We start from the raw sequence: 16,659 nt of genomic DNA, 5'->3' as shown, positions 1-16,659 counted from the left end.
TGACTCACCTCAGCATTTCATCAGCTTGGACGTTTAGGCGAGAAAATCTCGACTACACTTTGCGCTTCTGTAGTAGCGACTTTAGGCTGATTTTTTTGACTAAATTGCTGTAAGAGGGGCGTTTCTTCAACTTGGACCTTTTTACGCCCTAAAGACAGACTGACAGGAATCAGACGCACAAATTCGTACAATTCCTGATAGCTTTCTTCACCTTCATCATCATCGTCTGAGTCTTCAAATTCAACTGCGGCTACATCTTGTAAATGTTCAATCAGCTCAACTTCATCCTGACGGATATGTCCTGAAGCCAGTCCGAAACCTAAGACCACGCCTGCACACCAGTCCGCCAGAGCCTGTACGCGTTCTGAAAGCACATGCTCATCATCAGGCAGCAAAGGTAAATAATCCAGCTCATCTTCAGACAGTGCATGAAACACATCTTCAGCTTCGCCCGTCAACAACTCTAATGCTTCGGCATCCAGTTCAGGTACATCCAGTGTTTCTAAAATCTGTAACCACTCTTCACTGCTTGGCGCCTGGGTGACACAAACAATGCCAGTTAGCAAACCATGTAGTTCGCTAGGGCTAGAAATTTCCTCAATTGAAGAAAAATTGCGGTGCCATTCGGTCCAACCTGAAATATCGTCTTGCATTCGTTTATCCAATCTTTATACTGCTTATATATTACCTTTGTTTGCAACACTGTGCGACCTCGATATGTTAGAAGAATTACAGCGTCTACAAGTGCAGATCGGCGTGTTAAAAACGCGACTTGCACGGCTTGAAAGTGAAAATTCCAGTTTGCGCGAAGAGCAAGACTCTTCAATGATGCAACATCAACAGCAAATTGAACAAAAAAACAGCGTGATTGCGCAAAAACAACAAGAAAATGAAAATCTGACAGAACAATTGACGGATTCTCGTGCCCAGTTTCAACTGCTTAATAATGATGCAACTGCACTGGCAGACCGTTATGGTCGTCTGGAAAAAAGCTGTACCGACCTGAAAAACCGTTTTCAGGAAATTCTGGCTGAACGGAATGAACTGCGCGTAGTTAAGGAAAAGATGATCCTTGAACAGCGTCATGCCCAGCAGGAAATTCAGCGTCTGACTCAGGAATCTGAACGTTTAACCCAGAAAAATGAAAATGCCAAAGCCAAGGTTGAAGCGATTATTCAACGTCTGGCCATTCTTGGCACTGCGCAGGATCATCACGCACAGGAAATTCAACAACTGGCCCATCCGACTGAAGCGACTGAGGAAGCCTCATCATGAGTGAACAAATTGCAATTGATCTCAGAGTATTGGGGCATAGTTTCCGTTTGGCCTCTACTCCTGACAAGCAGGAAGAATTAGAACGCGCGGCACAGTTATTAAATGACAAATATGATGAATTTCGCCGTAAAGCACCACGCATGGAACCTAGCAAGCTGATTATTATGGTGGCACTTGAGCTGATGCAGGAGGTTTTGAATATGAATAGATCACTGCAACAATATGCGCATTGCGAGCGTTTGTTACAAACTATTTTAGAAGAAGTTGAAGAACTGACTGAATAATCTCGAATTCTGTTTAAACTTCGGACATTCGACCGAACTGTTTACAGTTCATGAACAGCATAGAGTTGCCACACCGGGATTATTGTTTATAATTAACTTAACTCTGAGGTGTTCGCCAGCGGGTCTATTCCCCTGCCGATACTAACACTTATGGGTGTGTTCTGTATATTTAGAGTGTATGCCCATCTCCGTATGGGAAACCCAGCAAGTATACGTCGCATCCTCCTTGAACTCATCGGGTTCAGGGTAACGACACATGCAGCGGCATCTTCGGAGTACTTCAATTTCTTTTTCAAAATATAATTATAATTTTTCCTGAATTTCCTCTTATTTTAATTTTATAGTCTTTCTCTCGAACATTCTTCCAGATTCATTTTATTGATGTAATAATCATCTTGCATGAAAATGAACTCTTTTAAATTAAAAAAAGAAATCTAAATTGCTTTAAGTTAAATAAAGATGAAAAAGTTTTTGGTAACTCACTCCCCTATTTTTTAGGCAATTTTATCTCGATATAAAATATGCATCGCCCAGATTGCAGCAGGAATCCAGCCTAAAATCGAAATTTGAAGCATTAAGCACACTGTCGCTTCGACTGGTCGATGAAGGGTCATAAATAATGACCAAGGGAAGATAAATGCAATAATTGATTTCATTTTTAAAACCCTCTTTTGCCATGTTTTAAATTTTTATATCCAGTTTTTATGGGCACTTAAAACTGGTACTAAGATTTAGATATTTTTAATGGGATCAGCAGAATCTCTGTACATGCTGTAATCCCGCGTAAAAATATCCTGAAAGCCTAATTCAGCCAGCTTAAATGAAGCTTAAAAATTATTTTAAATCCGCTAACCTTTGCATATTTTCAATCAAAATATTGACGTTTGAATGAAACAGTCTTTGCTTTAACTTTTACTTTCCATAGATTCAGATCTGAATAAAATCTTGAATCCCTAGACCTTTATTTACTTACTGCAGCTAGTGTACTCAAGGCTGATACTCGCCAAATCACATCACCGACATCATCAGCAACCAAAATGGCACCGGAGGAATCTACCGCCACACCGACTGGTCGCCCATATGCATCGCCCTGATCACTTAAAAATCCAGTCAAGACATCTTGAGGTGGGCCCATCGGTTGCCCATTTTGAAAGGGAACAAAAATCACTTTATAGCCACTATGCGGTTTGCGGTTCCATGAACCATGCTGACCAATCAGCGCTCCATTTCGATATTGAGGCATCAGGTCTGCCCTATAGAAGGCCAAGCCCAATGAAGCTGTATGATTGCCCAATGCATAATCCGGTGGAATTGCTCGCGCAACTAAGGCAGGTTTTTGCGGTTTGACCCGTGTATCTACATGTTGGCCATAATAACTATAGGGCCAGCCATAAAAAGCACCTTCTTTGACAGAGGTCAGGTAATCAGGAACCAGATCATTACCGAGCTCATCACGTTCATTCACCACTGTCCAAAGTGTGCCGCTCTTAGGTTGCCAATCCATGCCATTCGGATTACGCAGTCCGATGGCAAAAGGTCGCGCTTGAGCACTGGCTATGTCAAATTCCATGATCAGTGCCCGGCCCTGCTCTTGCTCTAAGCCATTTTCAGCGACATTACTGTTGGAACCCACCGTGATATAGAGTTTGCTTCCGGCAGGATTGGCAATGACATTTTTGGTCCAGTGATGGTTTAAACGGCCTGCCGGTAAATCCAGCACCTTGGTACCGGCTGCTGTAATTTGAGTCGCACCGTTCTGATAAGGAAAGCGCATTAGGGCATCAGTATTCGCCACATACAACATATTGCCGACCAGTGCCATGCCAAATGGAGAATTGAGATTCTGTAAAAATACGATTTTTTGTTCAGCCACCCCATCTCCATTGCTATCGCGAAGCAGACTGATGCGGTTGGCACTGGGGTGCGATGAACCTGCACGTTGCATCACCCATTTCATGATTTTTCCTTTGATCCCTTTGCTATCATCGGGCTTGGGTGGTGCATCCGTTTCGGCCACCAGCACATCACCATTCGGCAATACATATAGCCAGCGCGGATGCTGCAACCCTTTGGCAAATGCCTGAACTTTTAAACCTGTCGCGGGTGTCGGCATTTTACCTTCAGGCCAACCTTTGGCGGGCGCCATATTGACTGTAGGCAGCAAGCTTGATTTTGGTTTGGGCAAATGTGGCTGGGAACCATAACTGTCATTGATAGGCGACTTGGAAGGCATGGTACATCCAGTCATGGTTAGGAGAAGTGCACAGCTGGCACCTGTAAGTAAAAGTTGAATAGGCTGATGAAGCATTTTTATCTCTTGTTATTATCATCCTCAACTTACTTTAAAAAACAATTTGAGATGCCACTAGCGGGTTCTTGTTTTTTCTGGTTATGAATTGGTTATCAATTTTGAGTTAAGTCTGATATTTATCTTGCTATAAAAATAAATTTATCCTGACTAACTTACGCAGGACGGCAGGATAACATTTCCAGAGTAATTTTTTTTACCTCATTACGGCTGTGTCGAATATGAGCCTCTAATATAGAAAGACAAGCGACTGCATCTTGGGCAAGCAGCGCCTTTAAAATTTGTTGATGCTCGGCATAGGTCGCTGTAACCCGATAATCTTTGGAAAAATCTAGACGGCGTATGATCCGAATTTTTTCGCTGATCTCACTATGTATTTTTGCCATTTCTGCATTGCCGGCTGCCAATACCAAATGACAATGAAATGCTTCATCTTCTACAGATAACCGCCTGAGATCATAGATATATTGTTCTGGTTGAATACACCAGGTTTGAATCAAAACAGCCAGAGCAACCTGCAACTGGTCTTTGGGCATCTGACAAAGTTGTTCGACTGCATAACCTTCCAATAAAATCCGCAGATCATACAGTTCTTCATAAACTTTAAAGTCTAGTGACCGAACCTTCCAGCCACTTCTAAACTGCACCTCGACATAACCTTCCTGCTGCAAGCGATACAAAGCTTGCCGGATGGGTGTACGGCTTACGGCATAGCTTTCAGCAATTTCCGATTCGGTAAAGCGCTCTCCCGGCATCAGCTTAAAGTCAAAAATGTCATTTTTAATTTTCTGGAAAACCAGCTCAGACAGATTGTCTGAGCTTTTTCCTGTCGCTTTAGTACTTGGATTGCGAACAATAGTCATGGCTCAATCCATTACTCCATATAGACCAGTGGCTCACCACTATGCACGGTCTGACCAGAACGGCAGATAATGGCTTTGACAATGCCATCATCGTCAGCATAGACCGGCAGCTCCATTTTCATGGCCTCGATGATGGCCACCGTGTCGCCTTTTTTCACAATCTGCCCGGCTTCTACAAAAATCTTCCAGATATTGCCGGTCATAGAGGCGTTGAGAGGGACATACTGGCTGTAATCGGTATCATCCTGCAGCACTTCTATTTCTACAGGTGCATCAAACTCGTCTTTCCAGCGTTCAACTTCGGTGCTAAAAGCAGCGTGCTGCTGCGCTTTAAAGGCGGCAATGCTGTCCTGTTCTGCAGCAAGGAAATCCTGATACGCTGCAAAGTCAAACTCGCATTCCTCAATTTTAATTTCTGCCAGACCATGGGTGAAATCAGCGCGGAACTGGTCCAGTTCGGCCTCAGTGACCTCATAATATTTAATCTGGTCAAAAAAGCGTAAGAACCATTGCTGATCGCCAAACTGTTTGTTCTTTTTAAACTTGTTCCAGATCGGCACGGTACGGCCGATCAACTGATAGCCACCCGGTGAGTCCATGCCATAAATACACATATACATGCCACCAATCCCGACTGTACCTTCAGCGGTAAAAGTACGGGCCGGATTATATTTGGAACTCAGTAAACGGTGGCGCGGATCGACTGGTACTGCACAAGGTGCGGTCAGATACACATCTCCTAGCCCCAAAACCAGATAATTGGCATCAAAAATAATGTCTTTAACTTGCTGACGAGTGTTTAGACCATTAATTCGCTGAATAAAATCGACATTATTCGGTAGCCATGGGGCCTTGGCACAGACACTTTCCTGATAACGCTCAACCGCACCCAGAGTCGCTGAGTTCTCAAAGGCCATGGGTAAATGGATAATTCTTGAAGGTATTTTAATGTCACGTAAATCACCCATCTGTTCTTCAAGACCAAGCAGGAAGTGAATCAGTTGCTGCTGGCTCAAACGCAGACCATCATATTTAATCTGCAAGGATCGCACACCAGGTGATAATTCCAGGATACCGTCAAGATCAGCTTCACGGATCAGTTGCATCAAGCGGTGTACGCGCAGGCGTAGGGCCAAATCCAGTACGTTGTCACCATATTCCAGTAAGATATAACTGTCACCTGCCTGACGATATACAGCTTTTGGTGCATCTGGTGTAGCTTCACGCAATGCCAGAATACTTTCTGCTTGAACTGCCACGACTTCAGCCTCGTAGGGCATCTCTGCCTTGGCAAAGTTTTGGAGGGTTTGAATTTGCTGCCGCTCCAGCGCATTGGCCTGTTCTACCGAAATTGGATAGAAGCTAATCGTGTCATCGGCTTTCAGCTGTCCAATTTTCCATAGTTCAGCTTTGACAATGGTTACCGGACAAACGAAACCGCCCAAGCTCGGACCATCTTTGGCTAAAATCACCGGGAAATCACCGGTAAAGTTAATCGCACCAATGGCATATTCACAGTCATGTACATTGGATGGATGCAGACCCGCTTCACCGCCATTTTCACGCGCCCAGTTTGGCGTCGGTCCGGTTAAACGGATACCCAATCGGTTCGAGTTAAAATGCACTTTCCAGCTTGATGCAAAAAACTCCTCAATATATTCAGCTTTAAAGAAATCAGGAGCGCCATGCGGACCATAGAGCACACCAATTTTCCATTCCTTGCCATAACTTGGAATCAGATCTGTTGCCAAAACTTCAGGTTCTGCAATCGCTAAAGGTAGACCATCGGCCGGCAGCTCAGGATTCACCATCTTAATCATGTCACCAGCCCGTAACACTCGGCCTGCATGTCCACCAAAATTACCTAAAGCAAAGGTAGAACGGCTACCCAGATATTCCGGCACATTCAGACCATTTCGTACAGCCAGGTAGGTCCGGCATCCGGATTCAACCTGTCCAATTTTTAGGGTTTGGCCTGCTTTTACCTGAATAGGCTGCCAGAAATTTACTGCTTCATCATCCAGACTTACCGGACAAGGTGCGCCAGTTAAAGCAATGATATTTTCTGCATGAAATTTGAGGATTGGACCTTGCAGGGTAAATTCAAACCCGGCGGCGGCCTCGACATTCCCAACAATTTTATTGGCCAGCCGGAAGGCATAATCATCCATTGGGCCTGAAGACGGTACACCAATATCCCAATACCCGACACGACCCGGATAATCCTGAATCGAACTTTGTGTACCCGGCTGAATCACCTCAATCACATTCGGCACATATTTGAAATCATCCAGCATGCGTGTCCAGATCTGCATCTGTTCAAAACGTGGATCTGAAATAACAGTATGCACATAATCCAGATTGGTACTAATACCATTCAGGCGAGTTTCAGCTAAAGCTGATTTAAGCGTATGAATGGCGATATCACGGTCTTCAGCATGCACAATAATCTTGGCAATCATTGGGTCAAAGTATTGGGAAATTTCAGTTCCGGTACTCACCCAGGTATCAACCCGGACATCTTCCGGAAAAAAGACATCCGTCAAAATCCCTGGACTCGGCTGGAAATTTTTCACCGGATCTTCGGCATAGATGCGTACTTCAATCGCTGCACCCTGAGGCTGAATACTGCTTAGATGCTTCCAATCCAGAGTATCGCCTGCTGCCACTTTCAACATGCATTCGATCAGGTCCAGTCCAGTCACCATTTCAGTCACCGGATGCTCTACCTGCAAACGGGTATTCACTTCAAGGAAATAAAACTCGTCACGTGCTGCATCGTAAATAAACTCAACCGTACCGGCACTGCGATATTTCACCGATTTACCCAGTTCAACTGCCGCCTGATGCAGTTTTTGACGGGTTGCTTCAGGTAACTGTGCCGCTGGTGTTTCTTCCACAACCTTCTGATTACGGCGCTGTAATGAACAATCCCGTTCACCCAAAGCCACGACTTGTCCCTGACCATCCCCAAAAATCTGAACTTCGACATGACGGGCTTTATCGATAAAGCGTTCTAAAAATACCCCTGCGTCTTTAAAGAACTGCTCGCCCAGACGTTTTACACTTTCATAAGCCTCCCGAAGTGCCTCGGCATCATCACAACGGGTCAAGCCAATTCCACCACCACCTGCTGTGCTTTTCAGCATAATTGGATAACCAATTTTTTCAGCTTCCGCCAAAGCTTCGTCCAGACTATTTAGCAGACCTGTACCGGGAGTCATGGGTACATTGGCAGCTGCAGCAAGTTCACGCGCCCTGTGTTTTAAGCCGAATTCCAGAATCTGCTCCGGTGTTGGCCCCATAAAGGCAATATTATTTTCTTCGCAGGCACGGGCAAAGTCAGCACTTTCTGACAGAAAACCATAACCTGGGAAAATTGCTTCGGCCCCGGTATTCTTGGCTGCGGCAATCAGCTTTTCAATACTTAAATAGGTATCACTCGGTTTGGTACCTTCTAAGGACACTGCAATATCTGCATCAATCACATGCTGTGCATAACGGTCCGTTTCTGAATAGATGGCTATACTGGTTATACCCATTTTTTTTAATGTGCGAATGGCACGAATAGCAATTTCGCCGCGATTTGCAATCAGTACAGTTTTAAACATGTGAATCCCCTTTTATTCTCTCTATTTTTTGAATCTGCTGAATGGGTCTATTTCGTTGTTTTCTGATTCAGCTGCTGTATATAAAGCCGCTATCGACTATGTTCGCTGCTCTGTGTCGTAGCCTTTGATACATACCGTCCGCAAATACAGCTTTTTTAAATGCATCGTTTTTTGCTTGAAGAGGTGCAGCATTCGCAACCGGAATCCAGACAAGTTCACCCACCTCAAAATGGGTAGTGCGTTGAGCAAGATGATTCAGTTGAAGCTGTTTTGGCTGATCGGCATCGCGCCATTTTCGGACTGTCCAGCCGATCATTTTCTGATGAAGCATTCTGTATCCAATCTTGTATCCAAGTTTGAATACAGTTATGCAGAACTTATGCCAGTTTAATTTTTATTTTATTTTCAATGTCTTAATAAAATTTAAGATGTATAAATTAGGGAGAATTTCATTGGATGGTTGTTTTTGGTTCAGCCTGTTTTCAATTCAGTGCAAAAATTATTCTGGAACTCATATTGCATGAGCTACATCTCTCCAACTTGTACGACACTGATATAAAAGCCTATCTATTAATGAACCTTTAAGGGAACCATTCAGCTTATATCTTGGGCTAGTAATAAAATTGGAGGTACTCCATGCCGGGCTTAAGGGGGTTTTAACCCAAGATGCATATAGGCACACAGGAGATGATCGAAAGGAAATATAAAAGGAGAGGTTTCAAATATTGAAGTAAATAAGGCTACCCAGTAATATTCACTGAAATTACGGATAATCTCTGTCACTCAACCACGAAAAGCGGCTTCAATCACGGCAACATCAATTTTCTTCATGGTCATCATCGCATTAAATGCGCGCTTGGCCGCAGCACGGTCAGGACTGTTACAGGCGTTGATCAGGACCATTGGCGTAATCTGCCAGGAAATACCCCACTTGTCTTTACACCATCCACACTCGCTTTCCTGACCGCCATTGCCAACAATGGCATTCCAGTATCGGTCTGTTTCTTCTTGGTCTTCAGTCGCCACCTGAAATGAAAATGCTTCATTGTGTTGAAAGTCAGGGCCACCATTCAGTCCAATGCAGGCAACGCCCATCACCGTAAATTCGACGGTGATAACATCGCCTTCTTTTCCGGAGGGATAATCTCCGGGTGCAAGATTGATCGCGCCAACTGAGGAGTTTGGAAAGGTTTCTGCATAAAATCGTGCTGCACCTTCGGCATCGTCATCGTACCAAAGGCAGATGGTGTTCTTCGCAATATTCATCATGTTCAATCTCCATTGATTTAGGTCTTACACGCTCTGCCTAAGCACAATGTGTTTCATATATCAGTCGAGAATAGTCATATGATCCCTTGTCTATCTTTCACCAAAAAACAGAATAAACCTACTTTAGAATTGTATTTTTATTGATCGAAAGCTGTTTCAAAGTGCTTAAACTGATGCGTTTCCAGAGTTTGTCACTGAACGATGGATTGCTTAGAAAATCGTGAATCAAAGAAAATGAATTGACCGTTTCGAGATATTAAAAAAATTAGTGATATAAATACTTTTTTAGTTTTTTAACTTTGAGACTGCTGGCAAAATTAGCCGAATTTAAATAACCAGATATGGAATCATATGAAATTTCAGCTCATAATTATTTTTTACTTTTCCAGAATTCCCACTTAGACTAGAGCACAATTTTGTTGCATATGCTTTTTGCCCTATGACCATTCAGGAATTAAGAAGATACCTTCGTAAAACGCGTCGTCATCTCTCTAAATTTGAGCAAAGGCAGTCCGCACAAAAAGTCTTAAACCGCCTGATCCGCAGTCCAGAATTTATTCATGCCCAACGTATTGGCCTGTATTTGCATGCTTTTGGGGAGATTCAGACCCAATCGATTATTGAACGCTGTTTTAAACTGGGCAAACAGGTGTATCTACCAGCGATTTGCGACATGAATCAGCAGCTGGTCTGGATCCGGATCACCCAGCATCAATATCATAACAAGCGCTTTGCCCATCATCGGCTGGGTATGCGAGAGCCCATGAGCACCCGTGGTGTGCATGTTTCCAACCTGGATTTATTACTCATGCCGCTATTGGCCTGTGATACTTCAGGCACACGGATTGGGATGGGCGGCGGTTTTTATGATCGTACCTTGGCTTCTGCGCCTGGGCGTCCGTTCCGTCTGGGGCTGGCACATGACTTTCAACTGCTGGCACAGCCGTTAAAACGTGAACCATGGGATCAGCCCCTTGATGCTTTAATCACCCCGACAATATTTATAAAGTTCAAACGTTAATTTTGCAATTTTATCCTTGCTAACTACTTTAAAATCACATAATTAGTCATTTTTTATACAATTTAATCTTAACTGCCCTTGTATTTTTAAAATTACCCATCACTATTAAAAGCATGGCAACACCGTTGTCACTCATTAGGAGTGCTCATGTCTGAAATTATTATGAATCAAGAAACCTTAGAGCCTCAGGTTCCAAGTGTATTACCCCTTTTGGCGCTGCGTGATGTGGTGGTTTATCCACATATGCAAATTGCGCTGTTTGTCGGTCGTGAAAAATCGATCAATGCAGTTGATGTGGCTCGTAACAGTGACAATCTAGTATTTGTAGTTGCGCAAAAAGATTCGCTTACAGAAGAAATTGATCACGACAATTTATATCAATACGGTACTGTCGCGAAGATTGTGCAAGTTGTGAATCACGAAAATGATGAAAACTGTATTAAAGTCCTGATCGAAGGCCTGCACCGTGCCAAGCTGAAAACTATCATTGACGAAACTGAGTATCTGACAGCAGAGCATGAACTCAGCCCAATGACGGTGAGCGTCGATGCAGACACCCAAGCTGTGCGCTTGCAGGAATTACGTGCGCTTTTCGCTCAATATGCAGAAGCGAAACTTCGTAATGCGCGTGAACTGATCACCGCAGCCAACAAAATTGAAGATCTATTACAGTTATTGTTCTTCGTCGCAACCCGTGTTCCCTTGAATATTGATGTCAAACAGAAATTCCTGGAACATGACGAATTCGAAGCGCATTTGACTGAGCTGATGACTTATCTATTGCAACAGTCTGAAGAACAACAGATTGAGCAAACCCTGCATGATTCTGTTAAACGTCAGATGGAAAAGAACCAGCGCGAATATTTCCTGAATGAAAAAATGAAAGTCATTCAGCGCGAGCTTTCTGATATGAATGGTGGTGCGGAAGACGATGTCGCTGAAATTGAAAAACGTCTGGCTGAAGCAGATTTGCCTGAGCATGTACGTAAAAAAGCAGAAGCTGAATTCCGTAAATTAAAAGCGATGCAGCCTGCTTCAAGTGAAGCTGCTGTGGTACGTAACTATCTGGAAGTCATTCTGGATACACCATGGAATAAAGCCAGCAAAGTCAGCATTAACCTGAGCAAAGCACAGGAAATTCTGGATGCAGACCATTATGGTCTGGACGATGTCAAAGATCGCATTGTGGAATATCTGGCAGTTCAGTCACGCGTGAAAAAATTGCGTGGCCCGATTCTGTGTCTGGTTGGTCCTCCAGGTGTGGGTAAAACTTCACTCGGTGAATCAATTGCCAAAGCAACTGGTCGTGAGTTCGTGCGTATGGCACTGGGCGGCGTGCGTGATGAAGCGGAAATTCGCGGTCACCGTCGTACCTATATCGGTGCGATGCCAGGTAAAATTGTGCAGTCATTGACTAAAGTGGGTGTAAAAAACCCGTTGTTCCTGCTCGATGAAATCGACAAGATGGCGCAAGACTACCGTGGCGATCCGGCTTCTGCGATGCTTGAGGTACTTGATCCATCACAAAACAACAAGTTCAGCGATCACTATCTGGATTTGGATCTGGACCTGTCTGAAGTGATGTTTATCTGTACCGCGAACAGCATGAACATTCCTGAGGCCCTACTGGACCGTATGGAAGTGATTCGTCTCCCGGGTTATACCGAAGAAGAGAAAGTCAATATTGCGGACCGTTACCTTGTTCCTAAAGCAATCAAGAACAATGGTCTACGTGCCAAAGAATTGACCGTGCATGAAGAGGCGATTCGTGACATCGTGCGCCGTTATACCCGTGAAGCCGGTGTTCGTAACCTTGAACGTGAAGTGTCAAAAATTGCACGTAAAGTGGTAAAAGAAGCGGTTAGCAAGAAAGCCAAAAACCTTCAGGTTGAAGTGACCGCAGGAAATCTTCCAGATTACTTGGGTCCACATAAATTTGACTACGGTATGGCGGAAGAAGAAGCGCAAATTGGCCGTGTAAATGGTCTGGCTTGGACTTCTGTCGGCGGTGAATTACTGACCATTGAAGTTGCAGCAGTCCCAGGTAAAGGCAAGTTCATTACCACCGGTTCTCTTGGCGATGTCATGAAAGAATCGATTACCGCTGCGATGACTGTAGTGCGTACCCGTGCGGATGAACTCGGCATCGAAGCCTCGCGCTTTGAAGAAACCGACGTGCATGTGCATTTACCTGAAGGCGCAACACCGAAAGATGGTCCATCGGCAGGTTTGGCTTTGACTACAGCATTGGTATCTGCTTTCACGGGTATCCCGATTCGTCCGGATATCGCGATGACAGGTGAAACCAGTCTGGGCGGTCGTGCGCTGCGTATCGGTGGCTTGAAAGAGAAACTTTTGGCAGCCCATCGTGGTGGCATCAAGCTGGTATTCATTCCACAGGAAAACGTACGTGACCTGGCGGAAATTCCAGAAAATGTCAAAGAAGGTCTAGAAATTAAAGCCGTAAAATCGATTGATGAGATTTTACCGCTGGCACTGACCTCTTTGCCAAAAGCCTTGGTTAAAGCACCAATTGTGAAAACCAAAGAAGAAGCGAAAGCAGCGCGTCATTAAGACTTGATGTTTCATATAAAAAACCCTGCTTCGGCAGGGTTTTTTATTGAGTTATTGAATAAAACAACTGAATTATGGCTGTAGTGCCATCGTAACCAATCCATCAATCACATGAGTCATCTTGTTCAGATCAAGCTTGTCGAGGGTATCCAATTCGGTATTGTAATAAGGATTACGATAACTCGCAGTATCGGTAATCAGCATGGTCGAATAGTTGAATTTGGCATAATTCAGATAGCCCGAGAAATTCATATCCTGAGCAAAACTTGGGCTGACAAAGCGTTGACATTCCAGACGGTTAAAACGCTGCATGGCATCACAATAATCTCCAGTCAGGCCAGTTGAGGCTAAATGCCCAATGGCTGCAATGAAATTGCCATGTCGTGGATAAATCCATTTTAATCCCACCGGATAGCTCTGCACCTGATGTTCATCAAAATAACCAATCGAATCCAGAATCACCACGCCCTCAATTTTCTGCTTCTGCTTTTTTAAAGACTTGGCATGCATATAACTGCCCATATGTTCTGTCTTGAAAAAAGGCGGCTCTTCAAGCGTATAGAAAGCAAATTCGACATTATGTTTGAGCTTGGATTTTTGTAAAGCGAGTAGTCTTGCTGTTTCTACTAAGCCCACCACACCTGAGGCATTATTATCAGCCCCATATCGGGCACTGAAAACATCATAATGTGCTCCCATTACCATTTTGGTTTTGGCTTGAGTATCCAAACTACAGATGACATTTCGGTAGCTCAGGTTATTGACCACATAGACCTGAAACTGGCATGGGATGCCAAAGCGCTGCATCTGCCCTTTAATCCAGGCAGATACCCGATTCAGCTCTTTCAGATTTTTATAATTTCGGTATTCATCAACACTCATGATCTGGCTAAAAAATAATTCCAGATGAGAGACCTGAGCATTTTTGCTCGAATTGGCTGCACAGAGACTAGGCCCCATGAGGCCTATCAGTAACAGCAGCACAGTACAACATCCTTTTATCATGACACTGTTCCGCATTTATTATTATTCCATTCCTTTATCAAGCGGATACTTGAACTACGGACATTAAAGCAACACTAAATCTCTCATTTCAATTTCAATTTGTTTCCCTGCTCAACTTCATGTTGTTTGATCGTTATAATGAGGTATCCAATTATTGATCTGTCTGTATGAAAATCCGTATCCTAACCATTGGTCAAAAAATGCCAGCGTGGGTGCTGACTGGTTTTGAAGATTATTTCAAACGTATTCAGCCTTTTGTACAGACCCAGATTATTGAACTGCCGATGGCCAAGCGCGGGAAAAATGATTCTGAAGCGGATATTCTGAAATACCGTAATATTGAGGGCGACAGTATTTTAAATGCGCTCAAGCAGAATGAAACCCTGATTGCGCTTGAAGTGGGCGGACGTGAATTCAGTACCGAAAAACTGGCTGAAACCATGAAAGGCTGGATGCTGGAAGGCAATGATGTAGCACTTGCGATTGGCGGGCCGGATGGTCACTCAGAAGCCGTGCGTAAAGCTGCTGCATGGCACTGGTCACTTTCCAAGTTAACCCTGCCGCATCCACTGGTACGTGTCATGCTGATCGAGCAGCTTTATCGTGCCATGAGCATCAATAACAACCATCCTTATCATCGGGCAGGCTAATGATTTTGCTGAAGCGTTCTTTATATGCAACGTTTTGTTGAATAATATCTCCTGCTCTTATTTCTATTTTTCATGCATTATTGAGGTATCTTTCCAGATGTGGTTTGACTTATGAACTTACAAACGTTGCCCGGCTTATTTATTTCTCATGGCTCTCCTATGCTGGCGCTGAATCCTGAGCAAGTGGGTCCTGCCTTGCATCGTTTGAGCGAAAATCTGCCACGCCCGGAAGCGATTATTGTGATGTCTGCGCATTGGGAAAGTGATGCGTTGGAAGTCAGTAGCGCAATTCGCCCAGAAACTTGGCATGATTTTCGTGGTTTCCCGCCTGAACTTTATCAATTACGCTACCCTGCACCGGGAAATCCTGAATTGGCCGAGAAAGTCTTAGGCTTGCTGGCCAATGCCGGCTTTTCTGCACATGCCAACAGTACTCGTCCGCGTGATCATGGGGTATGGATGCCGCTGCTACATATGTATCCAGATGCCAACATTCCCGTGGTAGAAATTTCCTTACCCATGTCGATGAGTGCGGATGAAATTTATCAGATTGGTCAAAGTCTCGCACCTTTACGTGAACAGCAAATCCTGCTGATTGGTTCGGGCAGTATTACCCATAATTTACGTGAACTGTCTTGGGATGGATCGGCTGCTGATGTACCCGAATGGGCCTCAGGCTTCCGTAATTTTGTGGTGCATAAACTGACGCACAATGATTATGATGCTGTACTGGACTGGTCCAATATTCCGCATATGGCACGGAATCATCCAACGCTGGAACATTTTGCTCCGATTTTCTTTGCGATAGGCACAGGTCAGCGTTTTAGTCTGGTACATAGCAGTTTCACCATGGGTTCACTCGGTATGGATATTTACCGCTTCGATTAATCTTGCTTCAGCGCTAAAATCTTAATGATGGATACATTTTGCAACTCAAAGCTGCGAAATGTATCCATATTTTTTTGCAATACATCCATTATTATTGTTTGAACTTTATATACTTCATTATAAGTCCATGAAATTAAAATTTATTGTGCTGGCATTATTGCCTTTAACTTTTGCAGGCTGTCAGTCCAGTGATATTCAACGAGCTGGAGATCTTGCGGTGGCCACCATCCAACAAAAAAATGCAGATCAGATTCTTCCAGCCTATTACTGGGAACTGAATCGTGGACTAGAACGACCCGTTGTACTGAGTTTCAACGCTCAAGGCCGGCTGAGCGCCGTGACGGGCTGTAATGGACTCGGGACGACCTGGTCAGTCAAAAACAATATCATCACCACCAGCGAAGTTATAGGCACTGAAATGGCCTGTGATGCAGCATTGATGGAGCAGGAACGTTTTGTCAGCCAACTTTTACAGAAGCGTGACATTCCTTTTACGCTCAATACCACAGATCCTGACAAGCCGACCCTGACGTTGATGGCCGCAAATGGTCAAACCTATGAATTTATCGGGAAAATGACTCCGGAAACCAAATACCAAGGACAGGCTGAAACAATTTTTCTGGAAATTTCCCCCGATACCAAACAATGTACCGGCGTAACCCAACAAAGCTGCTTGCAAGTCAAAGAAGTGAAATATGATCAGAATGGCCTGAAAACTCAGGTCGATAAGGACTGGACTTTATTCTATGATCAGATTGAAGGTTTTCGGCATTCACCAAATGAACGGCAGATTATTCGGGTCAAACGTTTTGAAATTAAGCATACGGCAGCTGATCAATCGAAATATGCCTATATTTTTGATATGGCGGTTGAGCGTGAATTAGTTAAGGGTGCTCTTTAAGGCTAAAAAT

At 44.0% G+C, this 16,659-nt stretch carries 15 protein-coding genes and 1 other RNA gene; 8 read left to right on the top strand and 8 right to left on the bottom strand.

Annotation, left to right across the window (positions count from 1 at the left end; all coding sequences use genetic code 11):
* Nucleotides 1-20 precede the first annotated feature (20 nt).
* Nucleotides 21-653: a UPF0149 family protein gene (locus I6L24_RS08525; protein WP_004279508.1), complete on the bottom strand. Its 633-nt coding sequence runs from the start codon at nucleotides 651-653 to the stop codon at nucleotides 21-23.
* A 64-nt stretch (nucleotides 654-717) separates the two neighbouring features.
* Here I6L24_RS08525 and I6L24_RS08520 point away from each other — a divergent pair, with 64 nt between their 5' ends.
* The 3 genes from I6L24_RS08520 to ssrS all read left to right on the top strand — a co-directional run bounded on the left by I6L24_RS08520 (nucleotide 718) and on the right by ssrS (nucleotide 1,840).
* Nucleotides 718-1,275 carry a hypothetical protein gene (locus I6L24_RS08520; RefSeq protein WP_004279506.1) on the top strand — a complete coding sequence of 186 codons (558 nt, stop codon included), beginning with the start codon at nucleotides 718-720 and terminating at the stop codon, nucleotides 1,273-1,275.
* Entirely contained in the window at nucleotides 1,272-1,559 is a 288-nt protein-coding gene (locus I6L24_RS08515) for a cell division protein ZapA (protein WP_004279505.1), read from the top strand. The genes I6L24_RS08520 and I6L24_RS08515 overlap by 4 nt, the downstream gene beginning before the upstream one ends.
* A 97-nt stretch (nucleotides 1,560-1,656) precedes the next feature.
* Nucleotides 1,657-1,840, top strand: a non-coding RNA gene (ssrS, locus tag I6L24_RS08510) — 6S RNA.
* Nucleotides 1,841-2,053: 213 nt separating this feature from the next.
* Here ssrS and I6L24_RS08505 read toward each other — a convergent pair.
* From I6L24_RS08505 to I6L24_RS08480, 6 genes are all read right to left on the bottom strand, one after another.
* Nucleotides 2,054-2,215, bottom strand: a complete 162-nt coding sequence (locus I6L24_RS08505) for a YqaE/Pmp3 family membrane protein (RefSeq protein ID WP_004279504.1) — start codon at nucleotides 2,213-2,215, stop codon at nucleotides 2,054-2,056.
* 305 nt (nucleotides 2,216-2,520) lie between these two features.
* Nucleotides 2,521-3,807 carry a PQQ-dependent sugar dehydrogenase gene (locus I6L24_RS08500; protein ID WP_228127853.1) on the bottom strand — a complete coding sequence of 429 codons (1,287 nt, stop codon included), beginning with the start codon at nucleotides 3,805-3,807 and terminating at the stop codon, nucleotides 2,521-2,523.
* A gap of 215 nt (nucleotides 3,808-4,022) precedes the next feature.
* Nucleotides 4,023-4,730, bottom strand: coding sequence for a GntR family transcriptional regulator (locus tag I6L24_RS08495; RefSeq protein ID WP_004279502.1), 708 nt, complete (start codon nucleotides 4,728-4,730; stop codon nucleotides 4,023-4,025).
* A gap of 11 nt (nucleotides 4,731-4,741) precedes the next feature.
* A complete protein-coding gene (gene uca, locus I6L24_RS08490) occupies nucleotides 4,742-8,341 on the bottom strand; it encodes an urea carboxylase (RefSeq protein ID WP_216985894.1) in 3,600 nt (1,199 codons plus the stop codon).
* Between the two features lie 67 nt (nucleotides 8,342-8,408).
* Nucleotides 8,409-8,672 (bottom strand): hypothetical protein, encoded by a 264-nt coding sequence (locus I6L24_RS08485; protein ID WP_216985893.1) that lies wholly within the window; start codon nucleotides 8,670-8,672, stop codon nucleotides 8,409-8,411.
* Nucleotides 8,673-9,124: 452 nt separating this feature from the next.
* Entirely contained in the window at nucleotides 9,125-9,607 is a 483-nt protein-coding gene (locus tag I6L24_RS08480; RefSeq protein ID WP_004730215.1) for a VOC family protein, read from the bottom strand.
* A 442-nt stretch (nucleotides 9,608-10,049) separates the two neighbouring features.
* Here I6L24_RS08480 and I6L24_RS08475 point away from each other — a divergent pair, with 442 nt between their 5' ends.
* Nucleotides 10,050-10,631 (top strand): 5-formyltetrahydrofolate cyclo-ligase, encoded by a 582-nt coding sequence (locus I6L24_RS08475; RefSeq protein ID WP_004279498.1) that lies wholly within the window; start codon nucleotides 10,050-10,052, stop codon nucleotides 10,629-10,631.
* 147 nt (nucleotides 10,632-10,778) lie between these two features.
* Nucleotides 10,779-13,205 (top strand): endopeptidase La, encoded by a 2,427-nt coding sequence (gene lon, locus I6L24_RS08470; RefSeq protein ID WP_004279497.1) that lies wholly within the window; start codon nucleotides 10,779-10,781, stop codon nucleotides 13,203-13,205.
* A gap of 72 nt (nucleotides 13,206-13,277) precedes the next feature.
* On the opposite strand, the gene I6L24_RS08465 is transcribed toward lon, so the two are convergent.
* The gene (locus I6L24_RS08465; protein ID WP_004730218.1) at nucleotides 13,278-14,210 is read right to left on the bottom strand and encodes a M28 family peptidase; all 933 of its coding nucleotides are present in this window, start codon (nucleotides 14,208-14,210) and stop codon (nucleotides 13,278-13,280) included.
* Between the two features lie 167 nt (nucleotides 14,211-14,377).
* Between I6L24_RS08465 and rlmH the strand changes: the two genes are divergently transcribed.
* From rlmH to I6L24_RS08450, 3 genes are all read left to right on the top strand, one after another.
* Nucleotides 14,378-14,860, top strand: a complete 483-nt coding sequence (rlmH, locus tag I6L24_RS08460; RefSeq protein ID WP_004646335.1) for a 23S rRNA (pseudouridine(1915)-N(3))-methyltransferase RlmH — start codon at nucleotides 14,378-14,380, stop codon at nucleotides 14,858-14,860.
* Nucleotides 14,861-14,971: 111 nt separating this feature from the next.
* A complete protein-coding gene (locus I6L24_RS08455) occupies nucleotides 14,972-15,748 on the top strand; it encodes a DODA-type extradiol aromatic ring-opening family dioxygenase (protein ID WP_004279494.1) in 777 nt (258 codons plus the stop codon).
* Between the two features lie 127 nt (nucleotides 15,749-15,875).
* Nucleotides 15,876-16,649: an META and DUF4377 domain-containing protein gene (locus tag I6L24_RS08450; RefSeq protein ID WP_034436014.1), complete on the top strand. Its 774-nt coding sequence runs from the start codon at nucleotides 15,876-15,878 to the stop codon at nucleotides 16,647-16,649.
* The last annotated feature ends 10 nt before the right edge of the window (nucleotides 16,650-16,659 follow it).

This window comes from Acinetobacter lwoffii (genome assembly GCF_019048525.1).
Classification (GTDB): domain Bacteria; phylum Pseudomonadota; class Gammaproteobacteria; order Pseudomonadales; family Moraxellaceae; genus Acinetobacter; species Acinetobacter lwoffii_K.
Note: the sequence above shows the minus strand (reverse complement) of the source record. Positions and strands in the feature narration are given on the sequence as shown.

Excerpts from the sequence above, each read along its gene's own strand:
- I6L24_RS08525 (WP_004279508.1), bottom strand. The coding sequence starts at position 653 with ATGCAAGACGATATTTCAGGTTGGACCGAATGGCACCGCAATTTTTCT.
- I6L24_RS08520 (WP_004279506.1), top strand. The coding sequence starts at position 718 with ATGTTAGAAGAATTACAGCGTCTACAAGTGCAGATCGGCGTGTTAAAA.
- I6L24_RS08515 (WP_004279505.1), top strand. The coding sequence starts at position 1,272 with ATGAGTGAACAAATTGCAATTGATCTCAGAGTATTGGGGCATAGTTTC.
- I6L24_RS08505 (WP_004279504.1), bottom strand. The coding sequence starts at position 2,215 with ATGAAATCAATTATTGCATTTATCTTCCCTTGGTCATTATTTATGACC.
- I6L24_RS08500 (WP_228127853.1), bottom strand. The coding sequence starts at position 3,807 with ATGACTGGATGTACCATGCCTTCCAAGTCGCCTATCAATGACAGTTAT.
- I6L24_RS08495 (WP_004279502.1), bottom strand. The coding sequence starts at position 4,730 with ATGACTATTGTTCGCAATCCAAGTACTAAAGCGACAGGAAAAAGCTCA.
- uca (WP_216985894.1), bottom strand. The coding sequence starts at position 8,341 with ATGTTTAAAACTGTACTGATTGCAAATCGCGGCGAAATTGCTATTCGT.
- I6L24_RS08485 (WP_216985893.1), bottom strand. The coding sequence starts at position 8,672 with ATGCTTCATCAGAAAATGATCGGCTGGACAGTCCGAAAATGGCGCGAT.
- I6L24_RS08480 (WP_004730215.1), bottom strand. The coding sequence starts at position 9,607 with ATGAATATTGCGAAGAACACCATCTGCCTTTGGTACGATGACGATGCC.
- I6L24_RS08475 (WP_004279498.1), top strand. The coding sequence starts at position 10,050 with ATGACCATTCAGGAATTAAGAAGATACCTTCGTAAAACGCGTCGTCAT.
- lon (WP_004279497.1), top strand. The coding sequence starts at position 10,779 with ATGTCTGAAATTATTATGAATCAAGAAACCTTAGAGCCTCAGGTTCCA.
- I6L24_RS08465 (WP_004730218.1), bottom strand. The coding sequence starts at position 14,210 with ATGATAAAAGGATGTTGTACTGTGCTGCTGTTACTGATAGGCCTCATG.
- rlmH (WP_004646335.1), top strand. The coding sequence starts at position 14,378 with ATGAAAATCCGTATCCTAACCATTGGTCAAAAAATGCCAGCGTGGGTG.
- I6L24_RS08455 (WP_004279494.1), top strand. The coding sequence starts at position 14,972 with ATGAACTTACAAACGTTGCCCGGCTTATTTATTTCTCATGGCTCTCCT.
- I6L24_RS08450 (WP_034436014.1), top strand. The coding sequence starts at position 15,876 with ATGAAATTAAAATTTATTGTGCTGGCATTATTGCCTTTAACTTTTGCA.